The 17,199-nt window shown below is 53.3% G+C and carries 14 protein-coding genes; 12 read left to right on the plus strand and 2 right to left on the minus strand.

Annotated features, from left to right (window positions below; all coding sequences use genetic code 11):
- The first annotated feature begins 66 nt into the window (after positions 1-66).
- The 7 genes from ACM615_RS19425 to yjjJ all read left to right on the plus strand — a co-directional run bounded on the left by ACM615_RS19425 (position 67) and on the right by yjjJ (position 8,483).
- On the plus strand, positions 67-1,296 hold the full coding sequence (locus tag ACM615_RS19425; protein ID WP_129639683.1) for a patatin-like phospholipase family protein: 1,230 nt from the start codon (positions 67-69) through the stop codon (positions 1,294-1,296).
- On the plus strand, positions 1,293-2,078 hold the full coding sequence (locus tag ACM615_RS19430) for a TatD family hydrolase (protein ID WP_431012364.1): 786 nt from the start codon (positions 1,293-1,295) through the stop codon (positions 2,076-2,078). The genes ACM615_RS19425 and ACM615_RS19430 overlap by 4 nt, the downstream gene beginning before the upstream one ends.
- 548 nt (positions 2,079-2,626) lie before the next feature.
- On the plus strand, positions 2,627-3,406 hold the full coding sequence (gene deoC / locus ACM615_RS19435) for a deoxyribose-phosphate aldolase (protein WP_112289029.1): 780 nt from the start codon (positions 2,627-2,629) through the stop codon (positions 3,404-3,406).
- A 90-nt stretch (positions 3,407-3,496) separates the two neighbouring features.
- The gene (gene deoA, locus ACM615_RS19440; RefSeq protein WP_112289028.1) at positions 3,497-4,825 is read left to right on the plus strand and encodes a thymidine phosphorylase; all 1,329 of its coding nucleotides are present in this window, start codon (positions 3,497-3,499) and stop codon (positions 4,823-4,825) included.
- Positions 4,826-4,913: 88 nt separating this feature from the next.
- Positions 4,914-6,137, plus strand: coding sequence for a phosphopentomutase (deoB, locus tag ACM615_RS19445; protein ID WP_112289027.1), 1,224 nt, complete (start codon positions 4,914-4,916; stop codon positions 6,135-6,137).
- Between the two features lie 83 nt (positions 6,138-6,220).
- Positions 6,221-6,940, plus strand: a complete 720-nt coding sequence (gene deoD, locus ACM615_RS19450) for a purine-nucleoside phosphorylase (protein ID WP_013577098.1) — start codon at positions 6,221-6,223, stop codon at positions 6,938-6,940.
- Between the two features lie 196 nt (positions 6,941-7,136).
- On the plus strand, positions 7,137-8,483 hold the full coding sequence (yjjJ, locus tag ACM615_RS19455) for a type II toxin-antitoxin system HipA family toxin YjjJ (protein WP_113876298.1): 1,347 nt from the start codon (positions 7,137-7,139) through the stop codon (positions 8,481-8,483).
- Position 8,484: 1 nt separating this feature from the next.
- Here yjjJ and ACM615_RS19460 read toward each other — a convergent pair whose 3' ends face one another.
- Entirely contained in the window at positions 8,485-9,273 is a 789-nt protein-coding gene (locus ACM615_RS19460; protein WP_112289025.1) for a YtjB family periplasmic protein, read from the minus strand.
- Positions 9,274-9,519: 246 nt separating this feature from the next.
- On the opposite strand from ACM615_RS19460, the gene serB reads away from it, so the two are divergent.
- The 5 genes from serB (at position 9,520) to ACM615_RS19485 (ending at position 16,066) form a co-directional block, all read left to right on the plus strand.
- A complete protein-coding gene (gene serB / locus ACM615_RS19465; protein WP_113876299.1) occupies positions 9,520-10,488 on the plus strand; it encodes a phosphoserine phosphatase in 969 nt (322 codons plus the stop codon).
- A gap of 29 nt (positions 10,489-10,517) precedes the next feature.
- Positions 10,518-11,900 (plus strand): DNA repair protein RadA, encoded by a 1,383-nt coding sequence (gene radA / locus ACM615_RS19470; protein WP_113876300.1) that lies wholly within the window; start codon positions 10,518-10,520, stop codon positions 11,898-11,900.
- A gap of 101 nt (positions 11,901-12,001) precedes the next feature.
- Positions 12,002-13,261 carry a multifunctional transcriptional regulator/nicotinamide-nucleotide adenylyltransferase/ribosylnicotinamide kinase NadR gene (nadR, locus tag ACM615_RS19475; RefSeq protein WP_112289022.1) on the plus strand — a complete coding sequence of 420 codons (1,260 nt, stop codon included), beginning with the start codon at positions 12,002-12,004 and terminating at the stop codon, positions 13,259-13,261.
- Positions 13,262-13,607: 346 nt separating this feature from the next.
- On the plus strand, positions 13,608-15,191 hold the full coding sequence (locus ACM615_RS19480; RefSeq protein ID WP_431012365.1) for a DUF3300 domain-containing protein: 1,584 nt from the start codon (positions 13,608-13,610) through the stop codon (positions 15,189-15,191).
- Positions 15,192-15,208: 17 nt separating this feature from the next.
- Positions 15,209-16,066 (plus strand): DUF2950 domain-containing protein, encoded by an 858-nt coding sequence (locus ACM615_RS19485; protein ID WP_129639687.1) that lies wholly within the window; start codon positions 15,209-15,211, stop codon positions 16,064-16,066.
- 67 nt (positions 16,067-16,133) lie between these two features.
- Here the strand turns inward: ACM615_RS19485 and ACM615_RS19490 are convergent, their stop codons facing one another.
- Entirely contained in the window at positions 16,134-17,135 is a 1,002-nt protein-coding gene (locus ACM615_RS19490) for a zinc-binding alcohol dehydrogenase family protein (protein WP_431012366.1), read from the minus strand.
- Positions 17,136-17,199: the final 64 nt, after the last annotated feature.

A 17,199-nucleotide genomic window follows, 5' to 3' on the forward strand; every position in this document is an offset into this window, starting at 1 on the left:
CAGTCAGACAAGGTATGCTCAGAAATGAAGGCCGCTGAGTGAGGCCGATTTTGTGAGGATAGCCCGTTGGGATACAGAATACCTGTCACGCTGGGGAACATAGAACCACTGGCGTATAAACCTTATACACCCGGCAAAATAGCACTGGTGTGCGAAGGCGGCGGACAGCGGGGCATTTTTACAGCTGGTGTGCTGGATGAGTTTCAACGCGCGCGCTTTAATCCCTTTGATTTATATCTGGGCACGTCTGCCGGCGCACAAAATCTCTCTGCTTTTGTCTGCGGACAACCTGGTTATGCCAGAAGAGTCATTACCCGCTATACCACCAGCCCCGACTTTTTCAATCCTCTGCGTTTTGTGCGCGGCGGGCACCTTATCGATCTCGACTGGCTGGTGGAACAAACGGCCAAAAACATGCCGCTGGCGATGGAAACCGCTGAAAAGCTGTTGATCGACGGGCGTGAGTTTCTGATGTGCGCCTGCCGCAGTGATGATTATTCAGCGAATTACTTTGCTCCGACGCGCGATAACTGGCTGCCGGTGATCAAAGCCTCCAGCGCCATTCCGGGCTTTTACCGTATGGGCGTCGATCTTGATGGCGTGAGTTATCAGGACGGTGGTATCAGCGATGCGATCCCGGTTGAGGAAGCTTATCGCCGTGGCGCCGATACGATCGTGGTGATCCGCACTGTTCCCTCGGCGATGTTCTATACGCCGCAATGGATGAAACGCATGGAGCAATGGCTGAGCGAAAGCAGCCTGCAACAGCTGGTGCGCATGATGCAGCATCACGAAGAAAGCTATCACCGCATCCAGCAGTTCATCGAGAATCCGCCGGACGATGTGCGTATTTTTGAAATCTTCCCGCCAAAACCTTTAGCCAGCCACGCGCTGGGCAGTCGCCTGCCCGCGCTGAATCAGGATTACCATCTTGGGCGCCGCTGCGGGCGTTATTTCCTGTCAGCTGCGGCGCACTGGCTGTTGCCGCGTGAAAATGAACGGCCTTATCCGCATATCGAACCCCGCGTGACACGTCGCCCTCAGCGGGTTGTCATACCGCAGGACGAACCGGAAAACGTGATCCCGCTGGCTGCTTCAGCCAGCACGGTGGAGCAGATCATTTTGGATCCCGCCGTGCTGACGGATATGGTCGCCGACGGCGGCGTTGTGCGTCCGGCCGCCTTTAAAGACAACGTGGTTCATGATCCGCAGCCGAAACGCGTGGCATCTGATATGCCACCGGTAGAAAACGGTGCATCAGAAACCTATCCCGCCAGTGAGGGTGATAAGTTGTGAGTCATACCTTCGTCGATACGCACTGCCATTTCGATTTTCCGCCGTTTACCGGCGCGGAAGCCGAAAGTTTGCGTCTCGCCGGAGAAGCGGGCGTCCGGCATATCATCGTTCCGTCGGTTACGTCAGATCGATTCCGCGGCATTCTCTCACTGGCAAAAAAATTCCCGCAGCTGCACGCGGCGCTGGGTTTACATCCCCTTTATATCAGCGAGCACAAAGACAGTTGCCTGGAATTACTGGATTCATTGCTGACTCACCGGGATCCGCACCTGGTGGCGGTCGGTGAAATCGGGCTGGATTTATACATGGAAACGCCGCGATTTGAGCAACAACAGCGGGTGCTCAAAGCGCAATTCGCCATGGCAAAGCGTGAAATGCTGCCGGTGATTCTGCATTCGCGGCGCAGTCACGATCAGCTGGCGGCAATGTTACGGCAGGCTAAATTGCCTGCTGCCGGCGTGGTACATGGCTTTGCGGGCAGTCTTTCGCAGGCGCAGGCGTTTATCAAACTGGGTTTTGCGATAGGCGTGGGCGGCACTATCAGTTATGAACGCGCGCAGAAAACCCGTCATGTGATGGCGCAATTACCGCTTTCTTCTTTGCTTCTGGAAACCGATGCGCCAGATATGCCGTTGCAGGGTTTTCAGGGCCAGCCCAATCGTCCGGAGCGTGCTGCTAACGTGTTCGACATACTGTGCAGCCTGCGCAGTGAAACCCCAGAACAGATTGCCGCCGCATTGCTCGACAACACCCGTCGTATCTTCAATTTATCCGCTTTGTAATCCGTCCCCTCCTGGTTTTGTGATTTAAATAACATTCCTATTTACCTTTCATGCTTTTCTTTAAAAGGGTTTCTTCAGGCTATGTAATTTATGTTCTCTTTAAAATGTTATTATTATAACATTGCTCGTAAGATCGCCGGTCGGTGATCGCTGTATATCCGTGCGCACTCCGTTTGTCATGAATCGGGTATACACTCTTATCTGGACCAAATACTGAGCATAACGCCAGTGAAATGTGATTTAGATCTCATTTCACTAAGCAACGTTGCAAACGGTTTTCATTTTGTGTGAAATACTGCACACAGGAACCTGATGTGACGTGTTCAAATAGTCACAACGACTTGGCGTCAGCCAATCAAAGCGCGGTGAGAAGGATCTCAGTTGCCGCGTAAGCCACGACACGCTGCTTACGCACGCTATCTTCAAGGAACCAAGTCCGCTCGCCAACCGTGCAGAATTCATTTCCCGTCGATAACCGCCGGAACGAATTCATGACTGTATGCTCAGTTCTGGCCGGTCGCTGGAATTGAAAATTGTTGGAGAGTTATATGACCGATTTAACCGCCGCAGCGCAACGTGCGCTGAACCTGATGGATTTAACCACCCTGAACGAAGACGACACTGATGCAAAAGTGATCGCGCTTTGTCACCAGGCGAAAAGCCCGGCAGGTAACACCGCTGCTGTCTGTATTTATCCTCGTTTTATTCCTGTTGCCCGCAAAACTCTGCGTGAGCAAGGTACGCCTGATATCCGCATTGCGACTGTCACTAACTTCCCGCACGGTAACGATGATCTTGATATTGCGCTGGCAGAAACCCGCGCGGCGATCGCTTACGGTGCCGATGAAGTTGACGTGGTATTCCCGTACCGCGCACTGATCGCCGGTAACGAGCAGATCGGTTTTGAGATGGTCAAACAGTGCAAAGAAGCCTGTGCTGCGGCCAACGTTCTGCTGAAAGTGATCATCGAAACCGGTGAACTGAAGCAAGATGCGCTGATCCGCAAAGCCTCCGAGATCGCGATTAAAGCGGGCGCTGACTTCATCAAAACCTCTACCGGTAAAGTGCCTGAAAACGCCACTTTGCACAGCGCTGAACTGATGATGAGCGTGATTGCTGAAATGGGCGTCGGCAAAGCCGTTGGTTTCAAACCGGCCGGTGGCGTGAAAACCGCTGAAGATGCTGCGCAATATCTGGCACTGGCTGACCGCCTGCTGGGCCGTGAATGGGCTGACGCACGTCACTTCCGTTTCGGTGCTTCCAGCCTGCTGGCAAGCCTGCTGACCACATTGGGTCACGCTGGCCAGAAAGCCACCAGCAGCTATTAATCACTGTTGTTATGCCTGTGCCGTGGCGCTGTTTTACAGCGTCCGGTACTGGCGTTCACATTTAGCGTTCAGCTCAGGCAGGGGGATACCTTGTTTCTCGCACAAGAAATTATTCGTAAAAAACGTGACGGTCAGCCTTTAAGCGACGAAGAAATTCGTTTCTTTATTAATGGTATTCGTGACAGTCAGGTTTCTGAAGGACAAATTGCCGCACTGGCAATGACTATCTATTTCAACGACATGACCATGAAAGAACGTGTTTCGCTGACCATGGCGATGCGTGATTCAGGGACCGTGCTCGACTGGAAAAGCCTCAATCTGAACGGTCCGATTGTCGACAAACATTCGACCGGCGGTGTAGGTGATGTGACCTCCCTGATGCTAGGCCCGATGGTGGCGGCATGTGGCGGCTATGTCCCGATGATTTCAGGTCGTGGCCTCGGTCATACCGGCGGTACGCTCGATAAACTCGAAGCTATTCCTGGGTTTGATATTTTCCCGGATGACAGCCGTTTCCGCAGCATCATTCAGGACGTCGGCGTGGCTATTATCGGCCAGACCAGCTCGCTGGCACCGGCGGATAAACGCTTCTACGCGACACGCGATATCACCGCAACCGTTGACTCTATTCCGCTGATCACTGCTTCGATCCTCGCCAAAAAACTGGCCGAAGGTCTGGATGCGTTGGTGATGGATGTTAAAGTCGGTTCCGGTGCATTTATGCCAACTTATCAGCTGTCCGAAGATCTGGCGCAGGCGATCGTGGATGTGGCGAATGGCGCGGGTTGTAAAACCACGGCGCTGCTGACTGACATGAATCAGGTGCTGGCATCCAGTGCCGGTAATGCGGTGGAAGTGCGTGAAGCCGTGCGTTTCCTGACCGGCGAATACCGTAATCCGCGTCTGCTGGAAGTCACGATGGCGCTGTGCGTTGAAATGCTGCTGTCTGGCGGACTGGCGAAAGATGACGCCGACGCCCGCAGTCAGTTGCAGGCAGTGCTGGATAACGGCAAAGCAGCGGAAGTCTTTGGCCGCATGATTGCCGCGCAAAAAGGCCCGACCGATTTCATCGAAAATTACGACAATTATCTGCAACAGGCCACGCTGAGCAAACCGGTTTACGCTGAAACCAACGGCATTGTCAGCGCAATGGATACCCGCGCGCTGGGGATGGCGGTGGTTTCACTGGGTGGCGGTCGTCGCCGTGCCAGCGATGCTATCGACTACAGCGTTGGTCTGACCCACATGGCGCAACTCGGCCAGCAAGTGGATACCCGTCAGCCACTGGCGATGATCCACGCGAACAGTGAAGCGGCCTGGCAACAGGCGGCGCAGGAAGTGCGGGCGGCGATTGTACTGAGTGACAAAGCGCCGGAAAGCACGCCGGTGGTTTATCGCCGGATCAGCGGCAAAGCTTGATTTCAGGCTAAATCGCCCCCATTTAAGATTGATCAGGTGCGCGGCAGTTCCGCGTGACCCAATGCGTAACCATTCGCAGGAGAGCAAAATGAAACGTACATTTATCATGGTGTTAGACTCATTCGGTATCGGTGCCAGTGAAGATGCCGAGCGCTTTGGCGATGCCGGTTCTGATACATTGGGCCATATCGCGGCTGCCTGTGCGCGTGGCGATGCAGACAAAGGCCGTAAAGGTCCTCTGAATCTGCCGAACCTGACCCGTCTGGGGCTGGCGAAAGCCGCTGAAGAATCCACCGGTAAAATTCCTGACGGCATGGACGGTAATTCTGAAATTACCGGTGCATATGCTTACGCCAGCGAATTGTCTTCCGGCAAAGACACCCCGTCAGGCCACTGGGAAATCGCCGGTGTGCCTGTTCTTTTCGACTGGGGTTATTTCAGCGACACCACCAACAGCTTCCCGCAGGAACTGCTGGATAAACTGGTGGAACGCGCCAATCTGCCGGGCTATCTCGGCAACTGCCACTCTTCCGGTACCGTGGTACTGGACGATTTGGGCGAAGAACACATGAAAACCGGCAAGCCGATTTTCTACACTTCCGCTGACTCCGTCTTCCAGATTGCCTGTCACGAAGAAACCTTCGGACTGGATCGCCTGTATGAACTGTGCGAAATCGCCCGTGAAGAACTGACTGAAGGCGGATACAACATTGGCCGTGTGATTGCCCGTCCGTTCATCGGCGACAAAGCCGGTAACTTCGAGCGTACCGGTAACCGTCACGATTTAGCGGTTGAGCCACCGGCACCGACCATTCTGAAAAAACTGGTTGATGAAAAAGACGGCCACGTGGTGTCTGTCGGTAAAATCGCCGATATTTACGCGCAGGTCGGTATCACTAAAAAAGTGAAAGCCACCGGTCTGGATGCGTTGTTTGACGCGACAATCAAAGAGATGAAAGAAGCGGGTGACAAGACCATCGTCTTCACCAACTTTGTAGATTTCGACTCCTCTTACGGCCACCGCCGTGATGTGCCGGGCTACGCTGCGGCGCTGGAACTGTTCGACCGCCGTATGCCGGAACTGCTGGAGCTGGTGAAAGAAGACGACATCATTATCTTCACCGCTGACCACGGTTGTGACCCGACCTGGCGCGGCACGGATCATACCCGCGAGCACATTCCGGTTCTGATCTATGGCCCGAAAGTGAAACCGGGCTCATTGGGCCACCGCGATACCTTCGCGGACATCGGTCAGACTGTTGCTAAATACTTCGATCTGACACCGATGGATTACGGCAAATCAATGCTCTGATACTTTTCTTACGCGGCCAGTCTCTTATACTGGCCGCGTTTTTTATCATGAATATGACACCTCGCTGACTAAGGAATAAGAAGATGGCAACTCCACACATTAATGCTGAAATGGGCGACTTCGCTGACGTAGTGCTGATGCCGGGCGATCCGCTGCGCGCCAAGCACATCGCGGAAACTTTCCTTCAGGATGTTAAGCAGGTGAACGACGTGCGTGGCATGTTGGGCTTCACCGGCACTTATAAAGGCCGCAAAATCTCTGTTATGGGTCACGGCATGGGCATTCCTTCCTGCTCAATTTATGCCAAAGAATTGATCACTGAATTCGGCGTGAAAAAAATCATCCGCGTGGGTTCTTGTGGTGCTGTGCGTGCTGATATCAAACTGCGCGATATCGTGATCGGTATGGGTGCCTGCACCGATTCCAAAGTGAACCGCATGCGATTCAAAGACCACGATTACGCGGCTATCGCCGATTACGACATGGTGCGTAACGCGGCTGATGCAGCGAAAGCCAAAGGCATCAATGCCCGCGTGGGTAACATCTTCTCCGCTGACCTGTTCTACACACCAGACCCGCAGATGTTCGACGTGATGGAAAAATACGGCATTCTGGGTGTCGAAATGGAAGCCGCTGGTATTTACGGCGTGGCAGCAGAATTCGGTGCAAAAGCGCTGACCATCTGTACCGTTTCCGACCATATCCGTACTCACGAACAAACTACTGCCGCTGAACGTCAGACGACCTTCAACGACATGATTGAAATCGCGCTGGAATCCGTTCTGCTGGGCGACAAAGAATAAATTCTGCAGATATTGCAGTAACTGAAACGGGCGCCGGATGGCGCCCGTTTTGCTATGCGTTTTAAGGGGGTAATTTCTCTATTTTTAACTTCGCAATATCTTCATCTCTTTGATATCAAGATATCTTGATATCAACATTCTTGCTATTCAGCTATGCTATTAGCTATGCATTTTTCTATTCATCACTGAGCTGATCATGTCTGAACTTGTTGATTTACTGCGTCAGGGCAGTCTGACGGCGAAAGAGATCACTGAACGTCTGCGAATCACCCAGCCAACGCTTTCCAGACGGCTGGCTAGAGTCCCTGAAATTATCAAAATCGGAAAAAGTCGCTCGACCCGTTATATTTTGCCGCGTCCTCTGGATAACCAGTGGAGCTTTCCTCTGTACCAGATTAATGAGGCCGGAAATGCCGAAAAAGCCGGAACCTTGTATTCCATCTGGCCGGGTGAGAGTTGTGCGGTAGAAACAGCCAGCGGCCAGTCGCTGATTTATGACGGTCTGCCCTGGTTTATCACCGATATGCGGCCCCAGGGTTTTTTAGGCCGTGCGTGGGGACGTGATATTAACGCCGCACTGCATTTTTCTGATGACATAAAAATATGGACCGAATCCCAGACGTTGGTGGCTTTAGCCAGAGCGGGTGATGAAACGGTGGGTAATTTTGTTATTGGGGAAATCGCCTATCACCAATGGTTTCATAAGCCGGAAGATATTCCCGTTCCCCGTGAGGATAAAGTTCAGGTCTACGAAAGGCTGGCGCAGAGAAGTCTGGCAGGAGAAGAAATCGGATCATCTGCGGGCGGTGAACAGCCTAAATTCAGCTGCTATACAGAACATGAAGACCGGGACGCCTCGCAGGTTCTGGTAAAATTTTCTCCTCCGGCGATTAATGAAAACGCCTGTCGCTGGGGGGATTTATTGCGCTCTGAAGCCCATGCGTTACAGGTTTTGCAAGCGGCAGGCATTCCGGCTGCGATGGCCGATATCTTTACCGGAAGAAAGGGCGAGGTTTTCCTCGAGGTTGAACGGTTTGACCGGGTCGGTGAGCGCGGGCGGCGCGGGTTGGTGTCACTGGAAGCCGTCTCTGCTGAGTTTGGCGGGGGCAACAGCAACTGGTTTTTGACCGCGCAGCAGTTACGCCGCAGCCGGGTGATCACCTCAGCTACGCTGGAAAGAATTGAGCAGATTTATGCCTTCGGAAAACTGATCGCCAACAGCGATATGCATCAGGGAAATCTGTCGTTTATCGACCCTGCCACTGATCCCTTAAAGCAGGCTCTTTCGATATCACCAGTGTATGACATGCTGCCGATGGCCTTTGCCCCGACCAACGCCGGGACGATGCGCCGTGAAACTGTGCCTTTGACGCTTGATCCTTTGGTGTCAAAAGAAAAGTGGTTGAATGCGCAAAAATGGGCGAGCGAATTCTGGCGGAATGTAGAAAGCGACATGGCCATCAGTGTTGAATTCCGCCACCTTGCCAGCGGAATGCTGGCGCAGGTGGAAGAGTTAACATCGCCGATTCAGCGGCTGGCCTGACTCACTTCGGCCGGCTTCTTTTGAGGCTGCGGTAAGCGGCCTGTGCGGCTTCTTTGGTTTGCGCTTCGGTCGCCGGTTTTGCCGGTGCGACCTCAGATTCCGGCTCAGGAATGTTCAATACCGGCGGCGGGCCGAACTCGTCCGGCTCATCTTCCTGTTCGTCATCTTCTTTGAGCGGTTTGCTGGCGGTCAGCAGGAACGGCGATTGCTGCCAGCGCGAACGACGCCCTTGCAGCAGCGTGCGGGCCAGAATAATACCGACACCCAGCGCAGCGAGCATCATCAGACGTAACAGATTGGTGGTGTTATCTACCTGCTTGGATTCAGTCGCCAGTACGTGCGTATCCAGCGTGATACGTAAAAATCCGCTCGGACCGTTTTTATCCTCAATAGGCACCACAATCTGATGATTGAAGTAGCTGCCTGCGCGTTTACCATCGAGCGATAATCTGTCGCGTACCGGCACCTGTTCGCCTGCATGGGCGACCAGAGAGCCATCTGACTCATAAACGCTGGCATCAAGAATGCGGCTTCCGTCGGTAAGCTGGCTCAAAATAGTGGAAATTTGTGCGATATCGGCGCCATCATTAGTGCTGTCCATCAGCGGCGCGAGCGAAAACGCCACCTGTTTGGCGAGCGTCTGGGCAAGCTGTTCCACCTGCGTTGAGCGTGCCAGTTGGTGTCCCAGACTGAAATAGGATGCGCCTTGCATCAGAATGACTAATAACGCCAGGCTAATCAATACGATAGCAGCGCGGTGCAGGCGAAATTTGAGTTTGGCCTTGGCCATTCTGTTTCCTTGCGTTTTTCGAAGACTTTATGTTGCCAGAAGACGTCACGATAAGGTAGCTTGATGCCTCATTTTACCCTGCATCCTTCAAGCTGCCTCTGCGTTGGCTGCCTTCATTCACTCCGGTCACTGACCTGTGTCAGCTCCCGGAGATTCATTCAGTTGCTGCCTTGATGCAACTCGAATGATTTTGGGTAAATAGTGATATTTGTTTTCCTAATGCCATAACGCCCTACAGGAGCCATCATGCCAAACAGTCTGACCTATTGCGATCTTCCTGCGGAGATCCACCAATGGCCGGGACTTCCCCTTTCATTGAGCGGTGACGAGGTCATGCCGCTGGATTACCGGGCCGGACATACCGGATGGCTGCTCTATGGTAGAAAACTCGATAAAACGAGCATTACGCAGTTTCAGCGCCAGTTAGGTCGTGCTCTGGTGATTGTCAGCGCCTGGGCGGTGGAAGGTTATCAGGTTGTACGCCTTGCCGGTTCGCTCACGACTGATGCGCAACAGCTGGCGGAATCTTTCGAATTTGATGTCACCCAGCTTGGCAAAGTGCCTTATCTGCGCACGCCAGGTCTGCTGGTGATGGACATGGATTCTACCGCGATTGAGATTGAATGCATCGACGAAATTGCCAAACTGGCAGGCGTCGGTGAACAGGTGGCGGAAGTCACTGAGCGTGCGATGCGTGGCGAACTGGATTTCTCCGCCAGCCTGCGCCAGCGCGTGGCGACCCTGAAAGATGCAGACGCGGGTATTCTTGAGCAGGTGCGCGAAACCCTGCCGCTGATGCCGGGACTGACCGTGATGGTTCAGCGTTTACAGGAAGCAGGGTGGCACGTTGCAATTGCTTCCGGCGGCTTTACCTATTACGCCGAATACCTGCGCGATAAGCTGAATCTGATTGATGTCGCGGCGAACGAGCTGGAAATTCGCGACGGCAAACTGACCGGGCGTGTGATTGGCCCTGTCGTCGATGCGCAATATAAAGCAGATACCTTGCTGAAGCTGGCGGAAAAACTGGGGATTCCTCAGGAACAAACCATTGCGATTGGCGACGGCGCCAATGACCTGAAAATGATGGCGGTGGCCGGTTTGGGCATTGCGTATCACGCAAAGCCGAAAGTGTATGAACAGGCTTCAGTTTGTATCCGGCATGCGGATCTGCTTGGGGTGTTGTGTATTTTTAGCGGCAGTCAGGCATTATAAATTTCTTATAAATATCATCGAGGTAAGTTGTGGCAAAAGCAGCAAAACGTGCATTTGTGTGTAATGAATGTGGCGCAGATTATCCGCGCTGGCAAGGGCAGTGTAGTGCCTGTCAGGCCTGGAACAGCATTACTGAAATCCGTTTGGCGGCTTCCCCGACAGTGGCGCGTAACGAGCGTCTGACCGGTTACGCCGGTGATGCAGGCGTCAGTCGTGTGCAGAAACTTTCCGATATCAGCCTTGATGAACTTCCGCGTTTCAGCACCGGTTTCAAAGAATTCGATCGCGTGCTGGGCGGCGGCGTGGTGCCCGGTAGTGCGATCCTGATTGGGGGTAATCCAGGCGCGGGGAAAAGTACGCTGCTGCTGCAAATTCTGTGTCATCTCAGCGAAAACATGAAAACCCTGTACGTCACCGGCGAAGAATCTTTGCAGCAGGTGGCGATGCGTGCGCACCGTCTGGGTTTACCGACAGCCAATATGAATATGTTGTCGGAAACCAGCATCGAACAGATTTGCGAAATTGCAGATATTGAACAGCCTAAACTGATGGTGATCGACTCCATTCAGGTGATGCACATGGCGGATATCCAGTCGTCACCGGGCACGGTTGCGCAGGTCCGTGAAACGGCGGCGTATCTGACCCGTTTCGCAAAAACGCGTGGCGTGGCGATCGTGATGGTGGGCCATGTGACCAAAGACGGTTCACTGGCCGGTCCGAAAGTGCTCGAGCACTGTATCGACTGTTCCGTGCTGCTCGATGGCGACGCTGATTCGCGTTTCCGTACGCTGCGCAGCCATAAAAACCGCTTTGGTGCCGTGAACGAACTGGGCGTGTTCGCCATGACCGAGCAGGGGCTGCGCGAAGTCAGCAACCCTTCAGCAATTTTCCTCAGCCGTGGCGATGAAATTACTTCCGGCAGTTCCGTGATGGTGCTGTGGGAGGGAACGCGTCCGTTGCTGGTTGAGGTGCAGGCGCTGGTTGATCAGTCGATGATGGGCAATCCGCGTCGCGTGGCGGTTGGCCTTGAACAAAACCGTCTAGCCATTTTACTGGCGGTCTTGCATCGTCACGGCGGTTTGCAGATGGCGGATCAGGATGTGTTCGTCAACGTAGTTGGCGGTGTGAAAGTCACCGAAACCAGCGCGGATCTGGCGCTGCTGCTCTCTCTTGTCTCCAGTCTGCGTGATCGTCCTCTGCCGCAGGATTTAGTGGTCTTCGGTGAAGTCGGGCTGGCAGGTGAAATTCGTCCGGTACCGAGCGGTCAGGAACGTATTACCGAAGCGGCTAAGCACGGCTTTAAGCGTGCGATTGTGCCACATGCCAACGTGCCGAAGAAAGTTCCGGCTGGTATGCAGGTATTTGGCGTCAAAAAGCTGGCTGATGCGCTGGCGATCCTCGACGATTTGTAACTGTTCTATGCTGTAGCTTTTCTCCGCTGTAATTCGGGGCTGCCTTTGTGCTATTTTTTGTTTAGCTATTTTGTTTAGTACAGCAAACCTGGGGACAAGGCATGTCACAGTTCGACTATCTAAAAACCGCGATAAAACAACAGGGACGCACGCTGCAACAGGTGGCCGAAGCCAGCGGGATGACCAAGGGTTATCTTAGCCAGTTGTTGAATGCAAAGATAAAAAGTCCCAGTGCTCAGAAGCTGGAGGCTTTGCACCGCTTCCTTGATCTTGAGTTTCCCCGTCGTGAAAAGAATATCGGCGTGGTGTTCGGCAAGTTTTATCCGCTGCACACCGGCCATATCTATCTGATCCAGCGCGCCTGTAGCCAGGTCGATGAACTGCATATCATCATGGGCTATGACGAGCCGCGCGATCGCGAGCTGTTTGAAAACAGTTCCATGTCCCAGCAGCCGACGGTCAGCGACCGCCTGCGCTGGTTACTGCAGACGTTCAAATACCAGAAAAACATCCGTATTCATGCCTTTAACGAAGAGGGGATGGAACCCTATCCGCATGGCTGGGACGTCTGGGGACGTGGCATTAAAGAGTTCATGAGCCAGAAAGGCATTGAACCCAATACCATTTATTCCAGCGAAGAGGCTGATGCGCCGCAATACCGCGAACATCTCGGGATTGAGACTGTGCTGATCGACCCGAAACGTTCGTTTATGAATATCAGCGGTCGTCAGATCCGTCATGATCCGTTCCGTTACTGGGATTATATTCCGACAGAAGTGAAGCCATTCTTCGTGCGGACCGTGGCGATCCTCGGCGGAGAATCCAGCGGGAAATCGACGCTGGTGAATAAGCTGGCTAACATTTTTAATACCACCAGCGCCTGGGAATATGGCCGCGATTATGTGTTCTCGCACCTGGGCGGCGATGAAATGGCGCTGCAGTATTCTGACTATGACAAGATCGCGTTGGGTCAGGCGCAGTACATCGATTTCGCGGTGAAATATGCCAATAAAGTGGCCTTTATTGATACCGATTTTCTGACCACTCAGGCTTTTTGTAAAAAATACGAGGGGCGTGAACATCCGTTCGTGCAGGCGCTGATGGACGAATACAAATTCGATCTGGTGATCCTGCTGGAAAATAACACGCCGTGGGTGGCCGACGGCCTGCGCAGTTTAGGCAGTACCACCGACCGGATGTCTTTCCAGAATTTGCTCATCGAGATGCTGAAAGAAAACAACGTGGATTACGTACATGTTGAATCTTCAGATTACGATCAGCGTTTTCTCGAATGTGTGGAACTGGTGCAGAACATGCTGGCAGCCGATACCAGCCGGTTAAACGAGCCGCCTGTTATCTGACCGGGCACAAATAAAGAGCGTGTATTCTCCGGGATACGCGCTTTTTTATTATCATTCATGTGGTGAATGATAAATTACAAATGCATTTTATATAATTATTAATGAATTCATCTGATTATCTTTCTGTGTGATTTTATTAATTCATTTTGTAACGCTGTAAAATAAAATTCTCCTTTTATTCATAGGATTGAGTGAGACCCCTTTTTTTAGGGATTTTATTACGCATTTTATGTGTAAATATCTGACCTGAAATAAAAATACAGTGGCGGCCGTTGAGATTTATTTCTCCGATTATACTCATTCATTATGCCTCTCATTCCCGCTGAGGCTTTCTAAGGTGATCCGAATGAATTTATCATTCAAGCCCTGGGGTATCGCAGTCTTGTGCGGCGTGGGGGCATTTGCTCTGGCGAGTGTGATGTTTATGCAAGGCTGGCTTCCGGTCAGCAGTCAGGCCGAAACCACGACGCAGACTGCGCCTGTGCCTGCACCCGCCGCCGCACCGCCGCCACCAGCAACCCCTGTTGCTGCATCCGTTGCCCCTGCGGCATTTACACAAGCTCAGCTCGATCAATGGGTCGCGCCAGTCGCGCTTTATCCTGACAGCCTGCTTTCGCAGGTGCTGATGGCGTCGACTTATCCGACTAACGTGATTCAGGCTGTGCAATGGTCGCGTGACCATCCGCAAAGTCAGGGGGATGCCGCCGTCACTCAGGTCGCGAACGAACCCTGGGATCCGAGTGTAAAATCGCTGGTCGCGTTCCCGCAACTGCTGGCGCTGCTGGGTGAAGATCCGGCATGGGTACAGAATCTGGGAAACGCGTTTCTGGCGCAACCGGATGACGTGATGAACACTGTGCAGAAATTTCGCGAAGTGGCGCAAAAGAGCGGGGCGCTGAAAAGCACGCCGCAGCAGACGGTGACCGTTAAACCGAAACCGGCTTCAACAACGGTGGTGAAAAGTGCGCCGGCGCAGCAAACCATTGTGATTGAATCCGCCGATCCGCAGGTGGTGTATGTGCCGAGTTACAACCCGAATGTGGTTTACGGCGCCTGGCCGACACCGGCCTATCCGCCGGTATATCTGCCACCGCCTCCGGGACAACAGTTTGTGAACGGCATGGCATCGGGGATCGGATTTGGTGTCGGCGTGGCAGCGACGTATGCGATCTTTGGCAGCATCGACTGGGATGACGATCATCATCACGACGATCACCACGATGACGGGCATCACGGCGGTTCGCAGAATAATTACGTCAATGTGAACGTTAATAATTACAACCGTATCTCCGGCAACAACAACAACGGGTTAAATCATCCGGGCACATCGAATACCGCAGGCTGGCAGCATAATCCGGCCTACAACGCCGGTTTGCCGAACCGCACTGCGAACCTCAACGGGGCGACGCAAAACCGCGCACTGAATAACGCGGCGCAGCGTAATAACTATCGTGGTTTCGACAACGACACGCGTGGTATCAGCAACAATAATGCCGTCGGACGCAACGGCGGCGGTGTGCAGAATCAGAATCTGGATCAGCGCCGTCAGCAGGCCGCGTCGGTGATGAACCAGCATCAGAACACCCCGCAGAAGCAGGCGCATACACAGCAGCGAAATCTGCCGCGTTCGGCCCCCGCAGCCAGTGCCGCAGAACGTGCCGGTACACAAAATGTCACGGGGCATCAGTTGCCTCAGCATCAGCAGTCGTTGTCTCAACACAATACGAACCGCCAGCCGTCGCAGCAATTGAATCAGCATCAGCGACAGAATCTGAATGCATCACACAGCACAGCATTCAGTGGCAATTCCAGTCGTAGTCCGTCGTGGCAACAGCAGCAATCGCGGGGGAATCAGAGCCGCGAACATATGCAGAACTTCCAGCGGTCACGCCCTGCGAATGCAGAGCCAGCTCATTTACACCGTCGCTAGACTGACGAGGAAAGGTAATGAAGAGATTGCGTAATATTTTGATTTCCGCAGGCCTGCTGTTACTGCCCTTAACGGGTTTCGCGCAGCAGACATTTACCAGCCCTGAGCTGGCCGCGCAGGCGCTGGTCAAAGCCATTGAGGCACACGATGATGCGTCACTTGAACAACTTCTCGGTAATGACTGGCAGGTCTATCTGCCGCCAAAAGGTGTGGATCCGGATGAGGTTGCTCGCTTTCTGCGGGACTGGAATATCAGTCACAAGATTGCCAAACAGGGTGAGATTGCTCACCTGAATGTCGGGCCGGAGAACTGGCAGTTGCCGATCCCGATGAAACATACGGCGCAGGGCTGGTCATTTGATATGGCCGCCGGTGCTGCTGAAATTGAAACCCGTACGATTGGTCGCAATGAGCTTTCTGCCATTCAGGTCGTGTCAGCGTATGCGGATGCCCAGCACGAGTATCAGCAGATTACCGGGCAATATGCCCAGCGCTTTGTCAGCACTGAAGGACAACACGATGGCCTTTACTGGCCGGTGAAAGAGGGCGAAGCGCCAAGTCCGCTGGGGCCAGCCTTTGGTGATGCGAAGGCGGGGTCTGATTATCACGGCTATTACTATCGCATTCTGACGTCGCAGGGGGCGAATGCCAGCGGCGGTGCCTTGAGTTATATCGAAAATGGCAAGATGACCAAAGGTTTTGCGCTGATCGCCTGGCCGGCGGCGTACGGTCATACCGGTGTCACCAGTTTTATGATCAATCAGCAGGGCGAGGTGTATCAGCAGGATTTAGGCGAGAATACTGATGCCGCGGCAAAAGCGATCACGACATTTGACCCCGATGCTAAATGGCAGAAAGTGGACGACGGCGAATAGTGGAAATATGTGAATGAAAAAGCCCCGGCATGAAAGTGACGGGGCTTTTTTTTAGGCGACAGCGTATTTAGAAAGCGACGACGACTTTGCCCTGCATATGGCCGTCGAGCACTTTAGCGTGGGCCGCTTCGATGCTTTCCACGGTCAGGCCGTGAAGGGTTTCGCTCAGTGTGGTTTGTACTTTACCTTCATCCACCAGCGCGGCGACTTGTTTGAGGATCTCGCCCTGTTCGGCAATATCCGGTGTGGTGAACATGCTGCGGGTATACATCAGTTCCCAGTGCAGTGCGGCGCTTTTCAGCTTCAGCTTGTTCATGTCCAGCGGATGTTCGTTTTCAACGATGGTACAAATGTGGCCCATCGGTGCGATCAGGTCAGAAATGGCTTCCCAGTGGCCGTCGGTGTCGTTCAGACACAGAATAAAATCCACCTGTTTGATATCGTGCTTCGCCAGTTCACCTTTCAGATCTTTGTAATTCACAGTCAGATCCGCACCGCGATCCAGACACCATTGTGCCGATTCCGGACGGGAGGCCGTTGCGATCACTTTTACTTTGCTGCGCAGTGACGCTAACGGGATCGCCAGTGATCCGACGCCACCGGCACCGCCGATGATCAGCAGGGTTTTATCCGCAGAGGCATCCTGAATTTTCAGATGCTCGAACAGTGCTTCCCATGCGGTCAGCGTGGTCAGTGGCATGGCAGCGGCCTGTGCCCAGTCCAGGCTTTTCGGTTTGACGGACACAATACGTGAGTCGATCAGCTGTTCCGTTGCATTGCTGCCGGAACGGGTGATATCCCCGGCGTACCAGACTTCATCACCCGCTTTGAAATTTTTCACTGCGCTGCCGACGGATTTGACGATACCGCTGGCATCCCAGCCCAGTACTTTTGGTGCATCCAGACCGCTTTTCTGCACGCCTTTGTGCACTTTGGTATCGACCGGATTGATCGACACCGCTTTCACTTCCACCAGCAGGTCGTAATCTTTCGCGACAGGCTGTGGTAATTCAACAGCGATAAAGTGAGCCGGGTCTTTTGGATTTACTGCGATTGCTTTAATGGTCATGTTTTCTGCCTCCGTTAGGTATACAGACAGTCTAGTCGTCATGACGTAAGCTGATAAGATGGAC

Origin of the sequence: Rahnella sp. PAMC25617, from assembly GCF_050606005.1 — a bacterium.
Taxonomy (GTDB): domain Bacteria; phylum Pseudomonadota; class Gammaproteobacteria; order Enterobacterales; family Enterobacteriaceae; genus Rahnella; species Rahnella variigena.